Source organism: Pseudomonas sp. LBUM1659 (assembly GCF_059716045.1).
In genome coordinates, this window is record NZ_CP166797.1 from 2699867 (window position 1) to 2717575 (window position 17709).

Here is a 17709-nt window from a genome sequence, read left to right on the forward strand (position 1 = left end):
ACGCCATGTTATGGGAGGGCGCGTGTCGCCAATCAACGAATATGCAGCTGTTCAACTGCTGGACGAGGCTTTTCGGCACTGGACCGGCCAGGGTCTGCCGGCCCCTGAATCACTGACCGGAACGGAACGCTTGCACTGGTTGCACGAGCACGCGCCTTACAGCCTGTTAGCCCATGGCACTGAAGACGATCCTCGTTTCTTCTATGCCAATGAACAGACGCTGACCTGTTTCAAATACGATCACTCGCAGTTCCTTGGTATGCCGTCACGGTTCAGCGCTTCACCGTTGGACCGAGCCATGCGCCAGACACTGCTGGAACAGGTCACGGTCAACGGAATTGCTCATGGATATAGCGGCTGGCGGGTGGACAGGGACGGCAAAGCCTTCATGATTTACGAAGGCAAAGTCTGGACCCTGATCGATCAGCACGGCGAACATCAGGGGCAGGCAGCATTGTTCTGGCCTGATGAAGAGCGTGTTGGATGGGTAATTGATTGACAGGTCTTGAATGATGCGTCGATTGTCATGGCGCCTTCGCGGTCTCACGGCACATCACGAAACACCGGAATCCGCCCATTCAACGAAGGCCGGTACTTCCAGGCCAATCGCTCCAGCACACGCTGGTGCGCCAGAATCTCCCTCAACGTCGCACTGGCAATCCCAAACGCCAATACTTGCCCCGGACACTGATGCCGCCCCGCGCCAAAGGTGAAACTTCGGCGCTGCGGCCGATCCAGACGAAAGACGTCGGGGCTGTCATTCAGATGCGGATCGCGATTGGCCGACGCCAACAGCACTAGAATCACATCGCCCGCATGCAGGCGCACGCCCTCGATTTCACAGGGCGCGGAGACAAACCGGCGAGTGTTCTGCACCGACGGGTCAAAATGCTGGGTTTCAGCAATCAAATCATCTACGCAGGCCCGCTGAAGCGATGGATGTCGAATCACTGCCAACAGCGCATTGCCGATCAGGCCCGCAGTGGCTTCAAAGGTTTGGGAAAACAAGCCAATCAGATTGGCGATCAGCGTTTCGTGGTCGCCGGCGAAGCGATCGCGAATCCCGGTGAGCAGTGTGCTGTTGTTGTTCGGGTCATCAAGCAATTCAACGAAGTAGCCCCGTAAATGTTCAGCGGCAGCCTGTGCCGTGTCGAGTCGCGCCTGATCGCTGAGCGGCGACAGGCATGCCGTGAAAGCCGCTGTCAGCTCGCTGATCGTCCGACCCTGAGCCGGCGTGAACCCAAGCAACGCCGCCACCACGCACACCGGCCCGCGAAACATGGCGTTGTACAACCCGTCGGCGTCCGGTGTGATCAATCGCGCCGCCACCAGCGCATTGACTTCATTCACATCAATCAACCGCAGCCCCGGCTCAATCGCCGACCTCGGGCAGCGCTGCCGTTGGCCTTCATTCATCCGCATCAACTGCCCAAACACCTTGCCCGCCATACCACCGGCAATCGCCTTCGGCACCTGTTCGGCGAGCGGGCGGAAATGGCAATCAGGATGGGCCAGCACGGCGGCGACCGCTCGGGCGCTACTGGCCACCCACACGTTCAGTGGTTCGTGAAATGCCAGTCCACCTTGAGCGCGCAATTGCGCGTAGTAGGGATAAGGATCGGCATGAGTCGCAGCGATGATCGGGTCCATGGGTCGCAGCCTTGTTCGGGGTGGGGAAAGTGTTGCTACTATCTTCAGTCCGAAAGGCCCTTGATTCGTCCGGGAGCGAAATATGAACGCAGAACAACACGACATCGGCGTCTCTCAGGTAGCGGCGGCTATCGCAGAGCCGGCCCGGACGAAAATCCTCTGCTCACTGATGGACGGCCACGCGCGCACCAGCACCGAGTTGGCGGCGATTGCCGAAGTCAGCGCCTCCACCGCCAGCGCGCACCTGGCCAAGCTCAAGGAACTGGCACTGGTGCGGTTGCACGTACAGGGTCGCCATCGCTATTACAGCCTGGTGGACAAACGCGTGGCCCAGGCATTGGAAGCGCTGATGGTGATCGGCCAGAACACCGCGCCGACGTTCAACTCGCGCACGCCGGATCGCCTGCAATTCGCTCGCACCTGCTACGACCACATGGCCGGCACGCTGGCGGTGTTGCTGCATGACCGGATGCTGGAGAAAGGCTGGTTGCTGGAAAACGATGAGCAGGCTTATCGGCTGAGTGACAGCGGCGAGGCGCTGTTTGAAGGATTGGGCATTGAGGTCAAGGATCTGAGCACGCTGCGCCGCCGTTTCGCCTGTCCGTGCCTGGACTGGAGCATGCGTCGGCCGCATCTGGGTGGCTCGTTGGGGGCGGCGTTGCTGCAATCCGCGATTAAACGTAAGTGGGTGACGCAGGACCTGGACAGCCGGGCGTTGACGTTGACGGCGATGGGGCGCAAGGCGCTTGGCGCGCAGTTTGGCCTGGTAATGCCGTCTTCAATAGGGTCATCAATGCCTATTGATAATCAACATCAAAATAATTCCGTTACCCATTGAATCATAATAATAATTCTGACAAATCGAAGGCAAAAAAAGCCCGGCTATCCAATAGATAACCGGGCTTTTTTGCTCAAGCGAACAGCCGCGTCAGATCAAACCTTGACGATCCAGCCCGCTGGCGCTTCGATGTCGCCGGTCTGTACACCGGTCAGCTCTTTATAGAGCTTCTGGGTGACCGGGCCGACTTCGGTTTCGCTGTGAAACACGTGCAGGTGGTCGTTGTAGCTGATGCCGCCGATCGGGGTGATCACGGCCGCGGTACCGCAAGCGCCGGCTTCCTTGAAGTCCGAGAGCTTGTCGATGAACACGTCACCTTCAATCACTTCCATGCCCAGACGCGATTTGGCCAGTTCGATCAGCGACAGGCGGGTGATGCCTGGCAGGACCGACGGCGAGTTCGGGGTGACAAACTTGTTGTCGTGGGTGATCCCGAAGAAGTTGGCAGAACCGACTTCTTCGATCTTGGTGTGGGTCATCGGGTCCAGGTAGATGCAGTCAGCGTAGTGCGCTTTCTTGGCCTGGGAACCTGGCATCAGGCTGGCGGCGTAGTTGCCACCGACCTTGGCCGCGCCGGTGCCTTGTGGGGCGGCACGGTCGAAGCTGGAGATCAGGAAGTTGTGCGGGGTCAGGCCGCCCTTGAAGTAGGCGCCGACCGGAATGGCGAAGATCGAGAAGATGAACTCGGGGGCGGTACGCACGCCGATGTTGTCACCCACGCCGATCACGAACGGACGCAGATACAGCGCGCCGCCGGTGCCGTAAGGCGGGATGAAACGCTCGTTGGCGCGGACCACTGCTTTGCAGGCTTCGATGAACTGCTCGGTTTCGACGAACGGCATCAGCAGCCGTGCACAGCTGCGCTGCATGCGCAGGGCGTTCTGGTCCGGGCGGAACAGGTTGATCGAACCGTCCTTGCAACGATAGGCCTTCATGCCTTCGAAGCATTGCTGGCCATAGTGAAGGGCCGTGGAGCCTTCGCTGATGTGCAGCACGTTGTCTTCGGTCAGGGTGCCTTTGTCCCACTCGCCATTGCGCCAGTACGACAAGAAACGCTTGTCTGTCTTGATGTAGTCAAAACCCAGCTTGTCCCAATTGATGCTTTCGTTACCCATGACACCCTCTATCACTGAACAACCGCCGAAACGGTTCAAGGCTTCTGACGTTTTTTGGATGGGGACAACAATACTTCATTCTTGGGCTAAATCGCAGCCCGGAATGCGTTCCTTTGTAGGAGCAAGGCTTGCCCGCGATGAACGTTAACTCGGTGAATCAGACATAGGGCGGCGTCTTCATCGCGAGCAAGCTCGGCTCCTACAGGTTTGGTTACAGATGCAGGGCATGCCCCAACGCACGCAACGCCGCTTCCTGCACAGCCTCGCCCAGCGTCGGATGCGCATGAATGGTGCCGCCGATGTCTTCCAGCCGCGCGCCCATTTCCAGGCTTTGGGCGAAGGCCGTGGACAGTTCGGAAACCCCCACACCCACCGCTTGCCAGCCGACAATCACATGATTGTCCCGACGAGCGACCACCCGCACAAAGCCGCTTTTTGATTCCAGCGTCATCGCCCGGCCATTGGCCGCGAACGGGAAGCTGGAGACGATGCAGTCCAGACCGGCGGTCTTGGCCTCATCCGGGGTCTTGCCGACCACCACCAGTTCCGGGTCGGTAAAGCACACGGCCGCGATGGCGGTGGGGTTGAACTCGCGGGTTTTACCGCTGATCAGCTCGGCCACCATCTCGCCCTGAGCCATGGCCCGGTGCGCAAGCATCGGTTCGCCGCTCAGGTCGCCGATGGCGTATACGTTGCGCATGCTGGTCTGGCAGCGGGGGTCGATCTTGATCGCCGAGCCGTTCATGTCCAGGTTCAGCGCTTCGAGGTTCCAGCCTTGGGTGTTGGGTTTGCGACCGACGGCCACCAATACCTGATCGGTTTCCAGATTCAGGGTGGCGCCATCCGGACCCAGTACGTGCAGTGAATTACTAGCTGAATCAAAGCCTTGAACGCTGTGCTTCAAGTAAAGCTTCACGCCGAGCTTTTTCAGCTCGTCGTGTACTGGCTGAGTCAATTCGGCGTCGTAGGCAGGCAGGATGCGCTCCTGTGCCTCGACCACGCTGACGTCGGACCCGAGTTTGCGGTAGGCAATCCCCAGCTCCAGACCGATATAGCCGCCACCGACCACGGTCAGTCGCTTCGGCACGGACGTCGGCGCCAGGGCTTCGGTGGAGGAGATGATCGGGCCGCCAATCGGCAGCATCGGCAGGTTCACGCTTTTCGACCCGGTGGCCAGCACCAGGTGCTCGCACTGAATACGCGTGTCGCCGACGTCGACGGTTTTGCCGTCGACGACCTTGGCCCAGCCTTGAATCACCTGGACTTTGTTCTTTTTCAGCAGTGCCGCGACGCCAGTGGTCAGGCGATCGACGATGCCGTCCTTCCACTCGACGCTCTTGCTGATGTCGAGGGTCGGCGCCGAAACGCTGATGCCCAAGGCCGAATGCTGGCTGTGGTGTTGCGTCTGGTGCAACTGCTCAGCCACGTGAATCAACGCTTTGGACGGGATGCAGCCGATGTTCAGGCAGGTACCGCCCAGCGATTCGCCTTCCACCAGAATGGTTGCAATACCCAGTTGACCGGCACGAATCGCCGTCACATAACCGCCAGGGCCGCCGCCGATGATCAGCAGCGTGGTGTTCAAAGTTTGCATTGTGCTCTCCAACAAAAATCAGTCCACAAACAAGGTGGCGGGTTGTTCGAGCAGGCCACGGACGGCCTGGATGAATTGCGCCGCGTCCATGCCGTCGACCACGCGGTGATCGAAGGAGCTGGAGAGGTTCATCATCTTGCGAATCACGATCTGGCCTTTGACCACCATCGGGCGTTCGACGATTTTGTTCACGCCGACAATCGCCACTTCCGGCAGGTTCAGCACCGGCGTGCTGACGATGCCGCCCAAGGCACCGAGGCTGGTCAGGGTGATGCTTGAGCCGGACAGTTCATCGCGGCTGGCCTTGCCATTGCGTGCGGCGGTGGCCAAACGGGAGATTTCGGCAGCGTTGTCCCACAGGCTGCGGGCTTCGGCATGACGGACGACCGGCACCATCAAACCGATGTCGGCCTGGGTGGCGATGCCCACATGCACCGCGCCGAGGCGGGTGATGACCTGGGCTTCGTCGTCGTAACGGGCGTTGATCTGCGGGAAGTCGCGCAGGGCGACGACCAGGGCGCGGACCAGGAACGGCAGCAAGGTCAGCTTGCCACGGGTTGCGCCGTGTTTTTCGTTCAAGTGCGCGCGCAGTTCTTCGACGGCGGTGACGTCGATTTCTTCGACGTAGCTGAAGTGGGCGGCACGCTGGGTGGCGTCCTGCATGCGCTGGGCAATTTTGCGGCGCATGCCGATGACCGGGATTTGTTCTTCGTCGTTACGCTGGGCGTAAGCGGAGGATACGGTCGATGCATTCGACTGACCTTGCGCCAGATAGGCGTCGAGGTCTTCGTGTAACACGCGGCCTGCAGGACCGCTGCCACGTACCAGACGCAATTGAATGCCGAGGTCCAGCGCGTGTTTGCGCACGGCCGGGGAGGCCAGCGGGCGTTCGTCGGCCTCGCGGGCCACCATCGGGCCTTGGCAGACTGCCACTCGTGGGGCTGCGGCAGCGACCGGTTTGCTTTCGACAACCGCTGCAACTTTAGGCGCTGCAACCGGTGCTTCTTTAACTGGAGCAGGCTGCGCCGACTCTTTAAGGTTGCCCGCGCCTTCCACTTCAATGCTGATCAGGATGCTGCCAACCGCCATGACTTCGCCGGGCACACCGCCCAGCGCGATCACCTTGCCATGGACCGGTGAAGGGATGTCGACCATCGCCTTGTCGGTCATCACATCGGCCAGTACCTGATCCTCGACGACCATATCGCCGACCTTGACGTGCCATACCGACAATTCAACTTCTGCAATGCCTTCACCAATGTCCGGCATTTTAATAACGTGCGTGCCCATTCAGACCTCCATAACCCGATGCAAAGCCGCGCCCACACGGGACGGACCAGGGAAATACGCCCACTCTTGCGCGTGCGGGTAAGGGGTATCCCAACCGGTGACGCGTTCGATAGGCGCTTCCAGGTAGTGGAAGCAGTGCTCTTGCACCAAGGCGACCAGTTCGGCGCCGAAGCCGCAGGTACGGGTCGCTTCGTGAACGATCACGCAACGGCCGGTTTTCTTCACCGACTTGACGATGGTCTCCAGGTCCAGCGGCCACAGGCTGCGCAGGTCGATGACTTCAGCGTCGATGCCGGTTTCTTCAGCAGCGACTTGCGATACGTAAACGGTGGTGCCGTAAGTCAGGATGGTCACGTCCTTGCCCGGACGGGCAATGGCGGCGACGTCCAGCGGCACGGTGTAGTAACCGTCCGGCACTTGCGCGGCCGGGTGTTTCGACCACGGGGTTACCGGGCGGTCGTGGTGGCCGTCGAACGGGCCGTTGTACAGGCGTTTTGGCTCAAGGAAGATTACCGGGTCATCGTTTTCGATGGAGGCAATCAGCAAGCCTTTGGCGTCGTAAGGGTTGGACGGCATGACCGTGCGCAGACCGCAGACCTGGGTGAACATCGCCTCGATGCTCTGGCTGTGGGTCTGGCCGCCGTAGATGCCGCCGCCGCAAGGCATGCGCAGGGTCATCGGGGCGGTGAACTCGCCGGCCGAGCGATAACGCAGGCGAGCGGCTTCGGAAATGATCTGGTCCGACGCCGGGTACACGTAGTCGGCGAACTGGATCTCGGCCACCGGGCGCAGACCGTAAGCACCCATACCCACGGCGACACCGACGATGCCGCTTTCGGAGATTGGCGCGTCGAACACGCGGGAGGTGCCGTACTTGGTCTGCAGGCCTTCGGTGCAACGGAACACGCCGCCGAAGTAGCCAACGTCCTGGCCGAAGACTACGACGTTGTCGTCACGCTCAAGCATCACATCCATGGCCGAGCGCAGGGCCTGGATCATGGTCATGGTGGTCGTAGTCATGGCGGTTTCCAGCTCAATTTTGTTGTTGTGGTCGTTCATGTCAGATCCCCAACTCTTGACGCTGGCGCTTCAAGTGCTCCGGCATCTCTTTGTAGACGTCTTCGAACATGGTCGCGGCGCTTGGAATCTGGCCACCGGCGAGGGTGCCGTACTGTTCGGCTTCTTTCTGTGCGGCGATGACTTCGGCTTCCAGCTCGGCGCTGACGGCGGTGTGTTCCTCTTCGGACCAGTGACCGATCTTGATCAGGTGCTGCTTGAGGCGCGCAATCGGGTCGCCCAACGGGAAGTAGCTCCAGTCGTCGGCAGGACGGTACTTGGACGGATCATCGGAGGTGGAGTGTGGGCCGGCGCGGTAGGTGACCCACTCGATCATGGTCGGACCGAGGTTGCGGCGTGCACGTTCGGCGGCCCAGGCAGAGGCGGCGTAGACCGCGACGAAATCGTTGCCATCAACCCGCAGGGAGGCAATGCCGCAGCCGACGCCACGACCGGCAAACGTGGTGGCTTCACCGCCGGCAATCGCCTGGAAGGTGGAGATTGCCCACTGGTTGTTGACCACGTTGAGGATCACCGGCGCACGGTACACGTGAGCGAAGGTGAGGGCGGTGTGGAAGTCGGATTCGGCGGTGGCGCCGTCGCCGATCCAGGCCGAGGCGATTTTGGTGTCGCCCTTGATCGCCGAGGCCATGCCCCAGCCCACACCCTGTACGAACTGGGTGGCGAGGTTGCCGGAAATGGTGAAGAAACCAAAGTCTTTGACCGAATACATGATCGGCAGCTGACGGCCCTTGAGCGGATCGCGCTCGTTGGACAACAGTTGGCAGATCAGGTCCACCAGCGGCACGTTTCGCGCCATCAGAATGCTTTGCTGGCGGTACGTCGGGAAGCACATGTCATCGACGTTCAGTGCCAGGGCCTGGCCACTGCCGATGGCTTCTTCGCCGAGGCTCTGCATGTAGAACGACATTTTTTTCTGACGCTGGGCGACCACCATGCGGTTGTCGTAGATCCGCGTCTTGAGCATGGCGCGCATGCCTTTACGCAGGATCTCGACCGGTACGCCTTCAGCCCACGGACCCAGGGCATTGCCCTGGTCGTCGAGCACGCGAATCAGGCCTTTGGCCAGGTCGGCGGTGTCGGCGGGTTCAACGTCGATGGAAGGTTTGCGCACCGTGCCGGCGTCGGTCAGACGCAGGTAGGAGAAGTCGGTTTTGCAGCCAGGACGGCCCGAAGGTTCGGGAACGTGCAGGTGCAGCGGTTCGTACGCTTGGTTCATGGCTTCTACGCTCGATCTTGTGAATTTCTTGTAGTGAGCTGACTGTCATTCCTCTGTGGAAGAAATCTTGTCCTACAACAATCATAGGCCCGGCGAAGAAGAATATTTATCTCTGTTTCGTTGCACTGGAGATCATTTGAGGATAAAAAATCTTAATAAACATAAAAAACAGGTGGTTTTGTCTCATGCGCAAACTGGACCGTACCGATATCGGCATTTTGAACAGCCTTCAAGAGAATGCGCGCATCACCAACGCCGACCTCGCACGCTCGGTCAATCTGTCGCCGACACCGTGCTTCAACCGGGTCAAGGCGATGGAAGAATTGGGCCTGATTCGCGAGCAAGTGACGTTGCTGGATGCGGACCTGTTGGGGCTGCACGTGAATGTGTTCATTCACGTCAGTCTGGAGAAACAGGTGGAAGAGGCGTTGCAGCATTTCGAGGAAGCGATCTCGGATCGCCCGGAAGTGATGGAGTGCTATTTGATGGCCGGCGACCCGGACTATTTGATTCGGGTATTGGTGCCGACCATTCAGTCGCTGGAGCGCTTCTTGATGGATTTCCTCACCAAAGTCCCCGGCGTGGCGAACATTCGTTCGAGCTTTGCGCTCAAGCAGGTCCGCTATAAAACCGCGCTGCCGTTGCCGGCAGGCGGCTTGATGTTAAACAAGTGAACGGTTATTTCGGCTCTGCTACGGTCAGGCGTAAATGTAGCCGAGCGCTAGAGTGTCGATCGTCTGACTTACTGTGAAGGATCTGGGCCACGGTGCCGGTGTGCCGGATGCCTGAAATACTAACGTGGAGCCCAGGTCATGGCCCGGCGCGCCGCTGAGAGGCAGGTACGGCGCCTGATCAGGATGCTGTCGTTTCCAGCGTTCCCAAAGAAGATCGAGATAGCAATGGTGCAGGAAGAATACGGGGTCGTTGGGGGAAGCCGGGTCCATCATGTTGCCGCCAATCAAGGTATGTACCCTGTTGTGCAGGAAATTTTCACTGTAGCTCTCCCAGGATTCTTCCCCGGACCAGTAGGGTACTTTCTCCAGTGCGGTGCTGACATCTGTGGCCGTCGGCATCGGTGAATCGGCAAATTCGCGGCGCAGCCCTCCATCGCCCTGGTCGTCACCCCAAACCTTCACTTCATACATCCCTCGAGAATAGGCAAATGGGCCGGTAAGGACGTGGTTGTTGCTCCAAGGATCGCCATTTTCTCCAAGAAACGCCGGAGTGAAAGGCGTGCTATCGACCTCTGGTCCGGCGACGTTCCAGTCCCAGTAGGGAATTGTGATGTCCCAATTGCCGGAGGAGGTTTGCAGCGCGATTTCAAACTCGCGCAGGAAAATACGATGCCACGGATAAAACAGCGGGGAGCGGTGCGGTGGCGGTACGAGTGCATTGGAGCCACCCATAGCATTCTTGTGGATCTGGGCAAAGTCGTCGTATCGGTTTTGCTGGCCCGGTCGCAATAGGCTGGGCGTATCGTTCTTGAGGGTGAAAATGGCCTGAATGAAGTCCTGTTTCTGCTGTGCAGTCATGTCGCGGTGATTACGTCGAATGTCCATTGATGATGAAAACTCCATGTATTGGGGAAGTCATCATTTATAAGGCGGTTCTATTGAGAATTCATTCAGGCTTTTCAGTAGTCAGTGTAAGAAAACTCACTTGTTTGATAGTGCGGATTTAGAGTTTGTTGATCGGGATTTTCAGGTAGATCACGCCATTGTCCTCGGCCGGCGGTAAATTCCCCGCCCGTACATTCACCTGAATCGCCGGCAGCAACAACGTCGGCATGCCCAACCCTGCATCGCGCTGGGTGCGCATGGCGACAAACGCCGCTTCATCAATACCGTCATGCACGTGAATGTTGCTTTTGCGCTGTTCGCCGACGGTGGTCATGCACTGGGACTCGCGGCTTTCGGGCGGGTAATCGTGGCAGATGTACAGACTGACGCTGGCCGGGAAGGCCAGCAATTTGCGAATCGAGGCGTACAGCTGATTGGCGTTGCCACCGGGGAAGTCGCAACGCGCGGTGCCGACGTCCGGCAGGAACAACGTGTCGCCGACCAAAATCACGTTGCCGTCGATCAGGTAGGCCATGTCCGCCGGAGTGTGGCCGGGCACGTGCAGGGCGGTAGCCTTGAGATTACCAATCATGAACGACTCGTCCGGCGCGAACAGATGATCGAACTGCGAACCATCGATGCGAAATTCCGGCTCAAGGTTGAACAGGCTTTTGAATACGCCTTGAACCTTGCTGATCGACTCACCAATCGCTATTTTGCCGCCCAACTCGCGGCGCAGATAAGGCGCGGCAGACAGGTGATCGGCATGGGCGTGGGTTTCCAGCAACCATTGCACCTGCAACTGACGAGCCCGCACGAAAGCGATGATTTTGTCGGCCTGAACAGTGCATGTCCTGCCGGCTGCCGGATCGTAGTCGAGCACCGGATCGACGATGGCGCATTGGCCGCCATCGGCTTCGTAGATCACGTAACTGTAGGTCGACGAGGCGGGGTCGAGGAAAGCTTCAATCAAGGCAGGCATGGTGAACAATTCTATGTGAACAAGCACCGAGGGTAGATTCATTTTCCCCGCATTGACCAGCCCCGAATCAATTCAATTGATGAAAAAATCTGCGCGGGCTCTATCCTGTCAGTCATCGATACCGGGCGTTCCCGGCCTTTTTCCGCAGATCATGAGTGGTTTATGTTGCTGGCAAGTTTTTTTGGGATGGTCATGGGCCTGGTCCTCGGGTTGACCGGGGCCGGCGGTGGCATTCTTGCGGTGCCCGCTCTGGTGCTCGGGTTGGGTTTGACCATGACCCAAGCGGCGCCCGTCGCTTTGTTTGCGGTGGGCAGCGCGGCGGCGGTCGGGGCGATTGACGGGTTGAGGCATGGTCTGGTGCGGTACCGCGCGGCGCTGCTGATCGCGCTGCTCGGCGCGGTGTTTTCCCCGGTCGGCATCTACTTCGCCCATCAGTTACCGGAAAAAATCCTGATGATTCTGTTCAGCCTGCTGATGGTCATGGTCGCCGGGCGGATGTTGCGCCGTGAGCGTCAGGAAGCGGGGCCGAGCGATCACGGTCACGCCAATTGGGGGCAGAAAAACTGCATGCTCGATCAGCAGACCGGGCGTTTCTCCTGGACCGCCAAATGCACGGCGACCTTGGCTTCGCTCGGCGCGGTGACGGGCGTGGTGTCCGGGCTGCTTGGCGTGGGCGGCGGATTTCTGATCGTCCCGGCGTTCAAGCAACTGACCGACGTGCAGATGCGCGGGATCGTCGCTACGTCCTTGATGGTGATCAGCCTGATTTCCGCCATCGGCGTGATTGGCGCGTTTCAGGCCGGCGTGCGCATCGATAGCCTCGGCGCCAGCTTCATCGTCGCCAGCATCGTCGGCATGATCATTGGCCGCAAGTTGTGCGCGAAGGCGCCGGCGCGGGCGTTGCAAGTCGGCTTTGCCAGCGTCTGCATTGTGATTGCCGCTTATATGCTGTTCAGGGCAGGCGTCTAAAACAACACCCTGCTTGTGGTCCCCGGTCGGGTCCACAGGCCTACTCCTTACGTTCCGGGCCTCGCCACGCTGTGCGCATCACAGCGATGGTCACCACCGCTCTCATCCCATCGAAGCGTCTGACTGCTACCCAAGTAGCATTCGTTGCGCTGCGCGGGTTTCGTAAACTCCTTGCTCAACCATACGCACCTGCGGGAGGCGACGATGCAGCAGGTCCAGGGTGAAGGTGTCGTCAGCGCAATGTCCCAGGCCACCGATGCCCGGCAAGTGGCGCAGGAACTGGCGCGTCAATTGTTGCACCCGCATCTGGGCTTCGTGCTGTTTTTCTGTTCCGCCGAGTATGACTTGCAGGCGCTGGGTGAGGCCTTGAAACACAGTTTCGGGGGTATTCGTCTGGTGGGTTGCACCAGTGCCGGGGAAATCACCCCGTTGGGCTATGGACGCAACTGCGTGACGGCGGTGGGGTTCGATCACCGGCACTTTTCCATTGCGCTCGAATTGATCGACGAGATGGAACACTTCAGCCTGATCGATGCGCAGCAGATGGTCGAGCGCCTGGTCAGCGGCTGTCGCAGTAACACCCTGGCACCGATCAAGGGCAACAGTTTTGCCCTGACCCTGCTCGATGGTTTGTCCAGCCGTGAAGAAATGGTCCTCGCAGCCTTGAGTGCCGCATTGGGCGACATTCCCCATTTCGGCGGCTCGGCCGGTGACGACAACTACCTGACCCATACCCATGTGTACTTCGATGGCGCATTTCACAGCGGCGCGGCGGTGGTCGTGCTGGTCAATACCTGGCTGGATTTCGAAGTGTTCACCACCCACCACATTTTGCCCAGAGCCGAAAAACTGGTGGTCACCGGGGCCGACAGCGCCTCGCGCCGTGTCTATGAACTCAACGCGGAACCCGCCGCCGCGGAATACGCCCGGCATATCGGCGTGCCAGTGAGTGAACTGGATCACCGAATCTTCGCCGCGCACCCGTTGGCCGTGAGGATCAACGAGCAGTATTACGTGCGCGCGATTCAGCAGGTGCATGCGGACTTGAGCCTGAGTTTTTACTGCGCCGTGGAGAATGGCATCGTGCTCACCGCCATGACCCCAGGCCCCATGTTGCCGAACCTGAAAAGCTTGTTCGAGGGGTTGGAGGAACGCTTGGGTGACCTATTGTTGACCATCGGTTGTGACTGTTTTCTCAGGCGTCTGGAACTGGAAGACGACGGCCGTCTCGACGATATCGGGACGTTTTTGCGCGAGCAGCGGGTGATGGGTTTCAACACCTACGGAGAACAGTTCAATGGCATGCACATCAACCAGACCTTCACCGGCGTTGCCATTGCCCGCGGCCGTGCCCCAGGACATCGCTGAGCTGCAGGCCGAACTGGTCAGCCTGCGCCTCGACAACCATAAACTGCAGCGCATCAACGCTGCGCTGATCGAGCGTATCGAGTCCGGCATCACCCGGGGCAATGACCCGTACGCGGCGTTTCAGCATTCGGTGGTGTTGGCCGAGCAGGTCCGCGAGCGCACCGACGCCTTGAACCAGGCCATGGCCGAACTCAAGGCCGGCAACCATTTGCTCAGCGAGGCACGCCTGCGTGCCGAAACGGCGCATCGACATCTTATCGATGCCATCGAGAGCATTTCCGATGCCTTTGTCTTGTTCGATGCCGAGCAGCGAATCGTCTTGTTCAACAGTCGCTTCAAGGCGTTCTGGCGCAATAGCCGGGTGCGGATCAATGCGGGCATGCGCCTGACCGAGGTCAAGCGCCTGATGATGAGCAATGGGCTCTTCACCGAAGAACCCCGCGGGCATGCCGACGAGAGTCTGCTGTACCGCTTGCAGAACGGACGTTGGTTGCAAGTCAGCGAGCGGCCGACTCAGGAAGGCGGACGGGTCATCCTGTTCACTGACATTACTGACGTCAAACTCAGTGAAGCCATACGCCGCGAACAGGCCGTGGCGCAGAAGTCGCATCTGTTGCAGCGGGCGGTCGATAACCTGTCCCAGGGCGTGGCGATGGTCAACGCCGAGGGCATTCTGGAATTGTGGAACCGGCGATTCCTCGAATTGAGCGGGCTGGCGCCGGTCGCTGCCCATCGACCGTTTGCTGAAGTGATCGCCGACACCGAGTTGAATTTGCTGACCCCGGCCAGTCGTGATGGCAATGGCAGGCCGGTACAGGAATGCGAACAACGCCTCTATGACGGCCGGGTCCTGGAAATCCGCACGCACCCGTTGCCGACTGGCGGTTTCGTCAACACCTTTACCGACATCACCGAGCGTTACCAGCACGCCGAGACGCTGAGTGAAAGCGAGCGCTGGATTCGCCTGATCACCGACCACGTACCGGCGCTGATCGCCTACCTCAATGCCGATCTGGTGTACGAGTTCACCAACAAGGTCTACGAAGAGTGGTATTGCTGGCCCCGAGGCGTGATGCTCGGCCAAAGTCTGCGGCAAGTGCACAGCGAACAGCATTACCAGCGCCTGGAGTCTTACGTGGCAAGGGCCCTGGCCGGCGAGAGCGTCACGTTCGAGTTCGCCGAAACCAACGTCAATAATCAGGAGCGCTACATGCTGCGCTCCTACGTGCCTAATCGGCTGTCCACGGGCGAGGTGGTGGGGATTTTCGTGTTGATCCGCGACATCACCGAACGCCGTCGCACCGCCGAGGCGCTGCATCAGGCGTATCAAAATCTTGAGTTGCGGGTGCGCGAACGCACGGCGGAGCTGACCACCCTCAATGGCCAGTTGTTGCGTGAAATCGAAGAGCGTCGCCAGGTGGAATCCCGTTTGCGCGAGGCCAAGCTCGAAGCCGAGCAAGCCAACTTGTCCAAGACCAAGTTTCTGGCGGCCGTCAGCCACGACTTGCTGCAACCGCTCAACGCCGCACGCTTGTTTACCAGTGCGTTGCTGGAGCGACGCGAACCGATCTCCAACGAGATTCTGGTGCGCAATGTCAGTAACTCCCTGGAAGATGTGGAGAACCTGCTGGGCACTCTGGTGGACATTTCCAAACTCGATGCCGGAGTCATCAAAGCCGATATTGCGCCGTTCGCGCTCAGCGAATTGCTGGAAAACCTTGCGGCTGAATACACCGAAGTGGCGCGTAGTGAGGGCCTTGAACTGCATTTCATTGCCTGTTCGGCTCTGGTGCGTAGCGACATCCAATTACTGGCGCGCATCCTGCGCAACCTGCTGAGCAATGCGATTCGCTACACCTACAGCGGCCGCGTTGTACTCGGGTGCAGACGCATTCATCAGCGGTTGTTGATCCAGGTGTGGGACACCGGCATGGGCATCGCCGAAAACCGCCTGGAAGAGATTTTTCAGGAGTTCAAACGCGGTGACGTTCAGCGTCCGGATCAAGATCGCGGCTTGGGGCTAGGGCTGGCCATTGTCGAGAAAATTGCCGGCATCCTCGGGCATCGCATTCATGTGCGCTCGTGGCCGGGCAAGGGCTCGATGTTCTCGGTCGAAGTACCGTTGAGCGCAACCGCACCGAAGCCGCTGCCGACGTTGCAGATGAGTGAGCCGATGCTTGAGCGCCTGCGCGGGGCACGGGTGTGGGTGCTGGACAACGACGCGACCATTTGCGCCGGCATGCGCACCTTGCTCGAAGGGTGGGGCTGTCGGGTGGTAACGGCGCTGTCGGAAGAGGACCTGGCGCGACAAGTGGACAACTACCACGCCGAGGCGGACCTGTTGATCGCTGATTACCATCTGGACAACGATCAGAACGGCGTCGACGCCGTGGCCCGGATCAATGCGCGTCGTGCGTCACCCATCCCGGCCATGATGATCACCGCCAACTACAGCAATGAACTCAAACAGCAGATCCGCGAGCTGGGCCACACCCTGATGCACAAACCGGTGCGGCCGATGAAACTCAAGACGGCGATGAGTCATTTGCTCGGCAGGCCTTGAGCGTAGTAGTGCTTTTGAGGGCCCCTTCGCTGGCAAGTCGAATCGTCGCACCGCAGCTCCTACAGGATTGAGGTGATTCTGTAGGAGCTGGCTTGCCAGCGAAGGGGGCGACCCGGTCTGTCGGGTAAACCTCAACGCCGCAAGTAAGACCCGAAATCAATATCCCCGGCACTCAAGATTGCCTGCACCCGGTTGTGCACGTTGAGTTTGCGCAGGATTGCCGAGACGTGGGCCTTGACGGTGGTTTCGGCAATTTCCAGTGTGTAGGCGATCTGTTTGTTCGATTCGCCTTTGGTCATGCGTTCAAGCACCTGCAATTGCTTGCGGGTCAGGGCCTGGAGCAATTCGGGGGGGAAGCTCGGGGTGTCGTTCATCCGGCGGGGGGTGTTGGTTCGGGTGGCGCGGATGATGTCCGGGGGCAAGTACACGTTGCCGTTGAGAATTTGCTGGATGGCCTCGGTCATTTGGGTGCGCGGTGAGGACTTGGTGATGAAACCCACTGCACCGTAGGTAATGGCTTGCAGGACGATTTGTTTGTCCTGCTCGGCAGAGACAATCACCACCGGAATGGTCGGGGCCTCGTTACGCAGATTGATCAGGCCGTTGAGCCCGTGCATGCCGGGCATGTTCAGGTCGAGCAGGATCAGGTCCAGGTCGTCGTGTTCCTGGGTGAGTGCCAGGGCACTGTCGAGGTCGGCGGTTTCCATGACTTCGCTACCGGGAAAACCATCGCTGATGACGTTATGAATGGCTTCGCGAAACAGCGGGTGATCGTCGGCAATCAGAATTTTGTACACGGCCTTTCACCTCATTATTTTGTTTAGGGTGTGGCAACAACACGCCAGCGTAAAGATCAGGGGAAAGGTTCTGGCCGGGCGGGCGTCACGGGCAGGTTGGCCGCTTGCCAGGCGTCGAGTCCATCGCGGTACCAATACAACGTCTTATAGCCCATGGCGGCCGCCCGTTTGACCGCGTTCCAGCTCAACCAGCAGTCGGCGCGACAATAGAAGACCAGCGGTCGTGCCGGATCCCCTGCGGTCAATGCCTTGAGGTTACGCGCAAAGTAACCCATCCAGTCGGGCGTCAGGTCGCCGTCGCCGGTATTGGCCAGCCAGTGGCTGCCGGGCAGGTTTTCATGGGGCTGGTCGTCGATGAATTGCCCTTGCAGCCATTGGCGGCGGTAGACGTCGATCAGTACCGGTGTCGGGGTTTGACTGAGCAGGGTTTGCAGGGCACCGGTGTCAATAATGGTCGCGCCTTGCAGGCTGTCCGGCGTCGGGCTGCGGTACAGGCCGATGCGATAGCCGTCTGCGGAAAACAGCGGTGATTCGGCGTGCGCGCTACCCAGCAACAGGCTCAGCGACAGCGCAGCGAGAGTAGGGCGCAACAGACAACGTCGGGCACGCGTCATGGGTTCGATCCTTATAGTTATGGACCTATTACATGCCAGGCGGGGAGCTTTGGGAATGCGACGATAGACAGGTA

General features: G+C 59.6%; 16 protein-coding genes. 6 read left to right on the forward strand and 10 right to left on the reverse strand.

All coding sequences use genetic code 11. The features are described 5' to 3' along the window. Window positions 1-10 precede the first annotated feature (10 nt). Window positions 11-499 (forward strand): MEKHLA domain-containing protein, encoded by a 489-nt coding sequence (locus tag ACA048_RS12280; RefSeq protein WP_497629349.1) that lies wholly within the window; start codon window positions 11-13, stop codon window positions 497-499. Window positions 500-543: 44 nt separating this feature from the next. Here the strand turns inward: ACA048_RS12280 and ACA048_RS12285 are convergent, their stop codons facing one another. Continuing rightward, the gene (locus ACA048_RS12285) at window positions 544-1650 is read right to left on the reverse strand and encodes a cytochrome P450 (RefSeq protein ID WP_497629350.1); all 1107 of its coding nucleotides are present in this window, start codon (window positions 1648-1650) and stop codon (window positions 544-546) included. Between the two features lie 82 nt (window positions 1651-1732). On the opposite strand from ACA048_RS12285, the gene ACA048_RS12290 reads away from it, so the two are divergent. Further along, a complete protein-coding gene (locus ACA048_RS12290) occupies window positions 1733-2488 on the forward strand; it encodes an ArsR/SmtB family transcription factor (protein WP_497629351.1) in 756 nt (251 codons plus the stop codon). Between the two features lie 95 nt (window positions 2489-2583). On the opposite strand, the gene ACA048_RS12295 is transcribed toward ACA048_RS12290, so the two are convergent. The 5 genes from ACA048_RS12295 to ACA048_RS12315 all read right to left on the reverse strand — a co-directional run bounded on the left by ACA048_RS12295 (window position 2584) and on the right by ACA048_RS12315 (window position 8783). Then, complete coding sequence (locus tag ACA048_RS12295; protein WP_223516966.1) at window positions 2584-3603, reverse strand: branched-chain amino acid aminotransferase; 1020 nt, start codon at window positions 3601-3603, stop codon at window positions 2584-2586. A gap of 211 nt (window positions 3604-3814) precedes the next feature. Further along, the gene (gene lpdA / locus ACA048_RS12300) at window positions 3815-5197 is read right to left on the reverse strand and encodes a dihydrolipoyl dehydrogenase (RefSeq protein ID WP_497629352.1); all 1383 of its coding nucleotides are present in this window, start codon (window positions 5195-5197) and stop codon (window positions 3815-3817) included. An 18-nt stretch (window positions 5198-5215) separates the two neighbouring features. Continuing rightward, the gene (locus ACA048_RS12305) at window positions 5216-6487 is read right to left on the reverse strand and encodes a dihydrolipoamide acetyltransferase family protein (protein WP_497629353.1); all 1272 of its coding nucleotides are present in this window, start codon (window positions 6485-6487) and stop codon (window positions 5216-5218) included. Continuing rightward, window positions 6488-7546 carry an alpha-ketoacid dehydrogenase subunit beta gene (locus ACA048_RS12310; RefSeq protein ID WP_140679207.1) on the reverse strand — a complete coding sequence of 353 codons (1059 nt, stop codon included), beginning with the start codon at window positions 7544-7546 and terminating at the stop codon, window positions 6488-6490. 1 nt (window position 7547) lies between these two features. Then, the gene (locus tag ACA048_RS12315; protein WP_497629354.1) at window positions 7548-8783 is read right to left on the reverse strand and encodes a 3-methyl-2-oxobutanoate dehydrogenase (2-methylpropanoyl-transferring) subunit alpha; all 1236 of its coding nucleotides are present in this window, start codon (window positions 8781-8783) and stop codon (window positions 7548-7550) included. A gap of 185 nt (window positions 8784-8968) precedes the next feature. On the opposite strand from ACA048_RS12315, the gene bkdR reads away from it, so the two are divergent. Then, window positions 8969-9457, forward strand: coding sequence for a Bkd operon transcriptional regulator BkdR (gene bkdR, locus ACA048_RS12320; RefSeq protein WP_497629355.1), 489 nt, complete (start codon window positions 8969-8971; stop codon window positions 9455-9457). Between the two features lie 24 nt (window positions 9458-9481). Here bkdR and ACA048_RS12325 read toward each other — a convergent pair whose 3' ends face one another. After that, window positions 9482-10342 carry a tyrosinase family protein gene (locus tag ACA048_RS12325; protein ID WP_497629356.1) on the reverse strand — a complete coding sequence of 287 codons (861 nt, stop codon included), beginning with the start codon at window positions 10340-10342 and terminating at the stop codon, window positions 9482-9484. 118 nt (window positions 10343-10460) lie between these two features. Beyond that, window positions 10461-11324 (reverse strand): MBL fold metallo-hydrolase, encoded by an 864-nt coding sequence (locus ACA048_RS12330; RefSeq protein ID WP_497629357.1) that lies wholly within the window; start codon window positions 11322-11324, stop codon window positions 10461-10463. A gap of 162 nt (window positions 11325-11486) precedes the next feature. Between ACA048_RS12330 and ACA048_RS12335 the strand changes: the two genes are divergently transcribed. The 3 genes from ACA048_RS12335 (at window position 11487) to nahK (ending at window position 16224) form a co-directional block, all read left to right on the forward strand. After that, the gene (locus tag ACA048_RS12335) at window positions 11487-12293 is read left to right on the forward strand and encodes a sulfite exporter TauE/SafE family protein (protein WP_497629358.1); all 807 of its coding nucleotides are present in this window, start codon (window positions 11487-11489) and stop codon (window positions 12291-12293) included. A gap of 204 nt (window positions 12294-12497) precedes the next feature. Continuing rightward, window positions 12498-13661 (forward strand): nitric oxide-sensing protein NosP, encoded by a 1164-nt coding sequence (gene nosP, locus ACA048_RS12340; RefSeq protein ID WP_497629359.1) that lies wholly within the window; start codon window positions 12498-12500, stop codon window positions 13659-13661. After that, complete coding sequence (nahK, locus tag ACA048_RS12345; RefSeq protein ID WP_497629360.1) at window positions 13591-16224, forward strand: hybrid sensor histidine kinase/response regulator NahK/ErcS'; 2634 nt, start codon at window positions 13591-13593, stop codon at window positions 16222-16224. The genes nosP and nahK overlap by 71 nt, the downstream gene beginning before the upstream one ends. 131 nt (window positions 16225-16355) lie before the next feature. Here nahK and ACA048_RS12350 read toward each other — a convergent pair whose 3' ends face one another. Next, on the reverse strand, window positions 16356-17021 hold the full coding sequence (locus tag ACA048_RS12350) for a response regulator (RefSeq protein ID WP_223516949.1): 666 nt from the start codon (window positions 17019-17021) through the stop codon (window positions 16356-16358). 56 nt (window positions 17022-17077) lie between these two features. Next, window positions 17078-17635, reverse strand: a complete 558-nt coding sequence (locus ACA048_RS12355) for a PQQ-dependent catabolism-associated CXXCW motif protein (RefSeq protein ID WP_497629361.1) — start codon at window positions 17633-17635, stop codon at window positions 17078-17080. Between the last annotated feature and the right edge of the window lie 74 nt (window positions 17636-17709).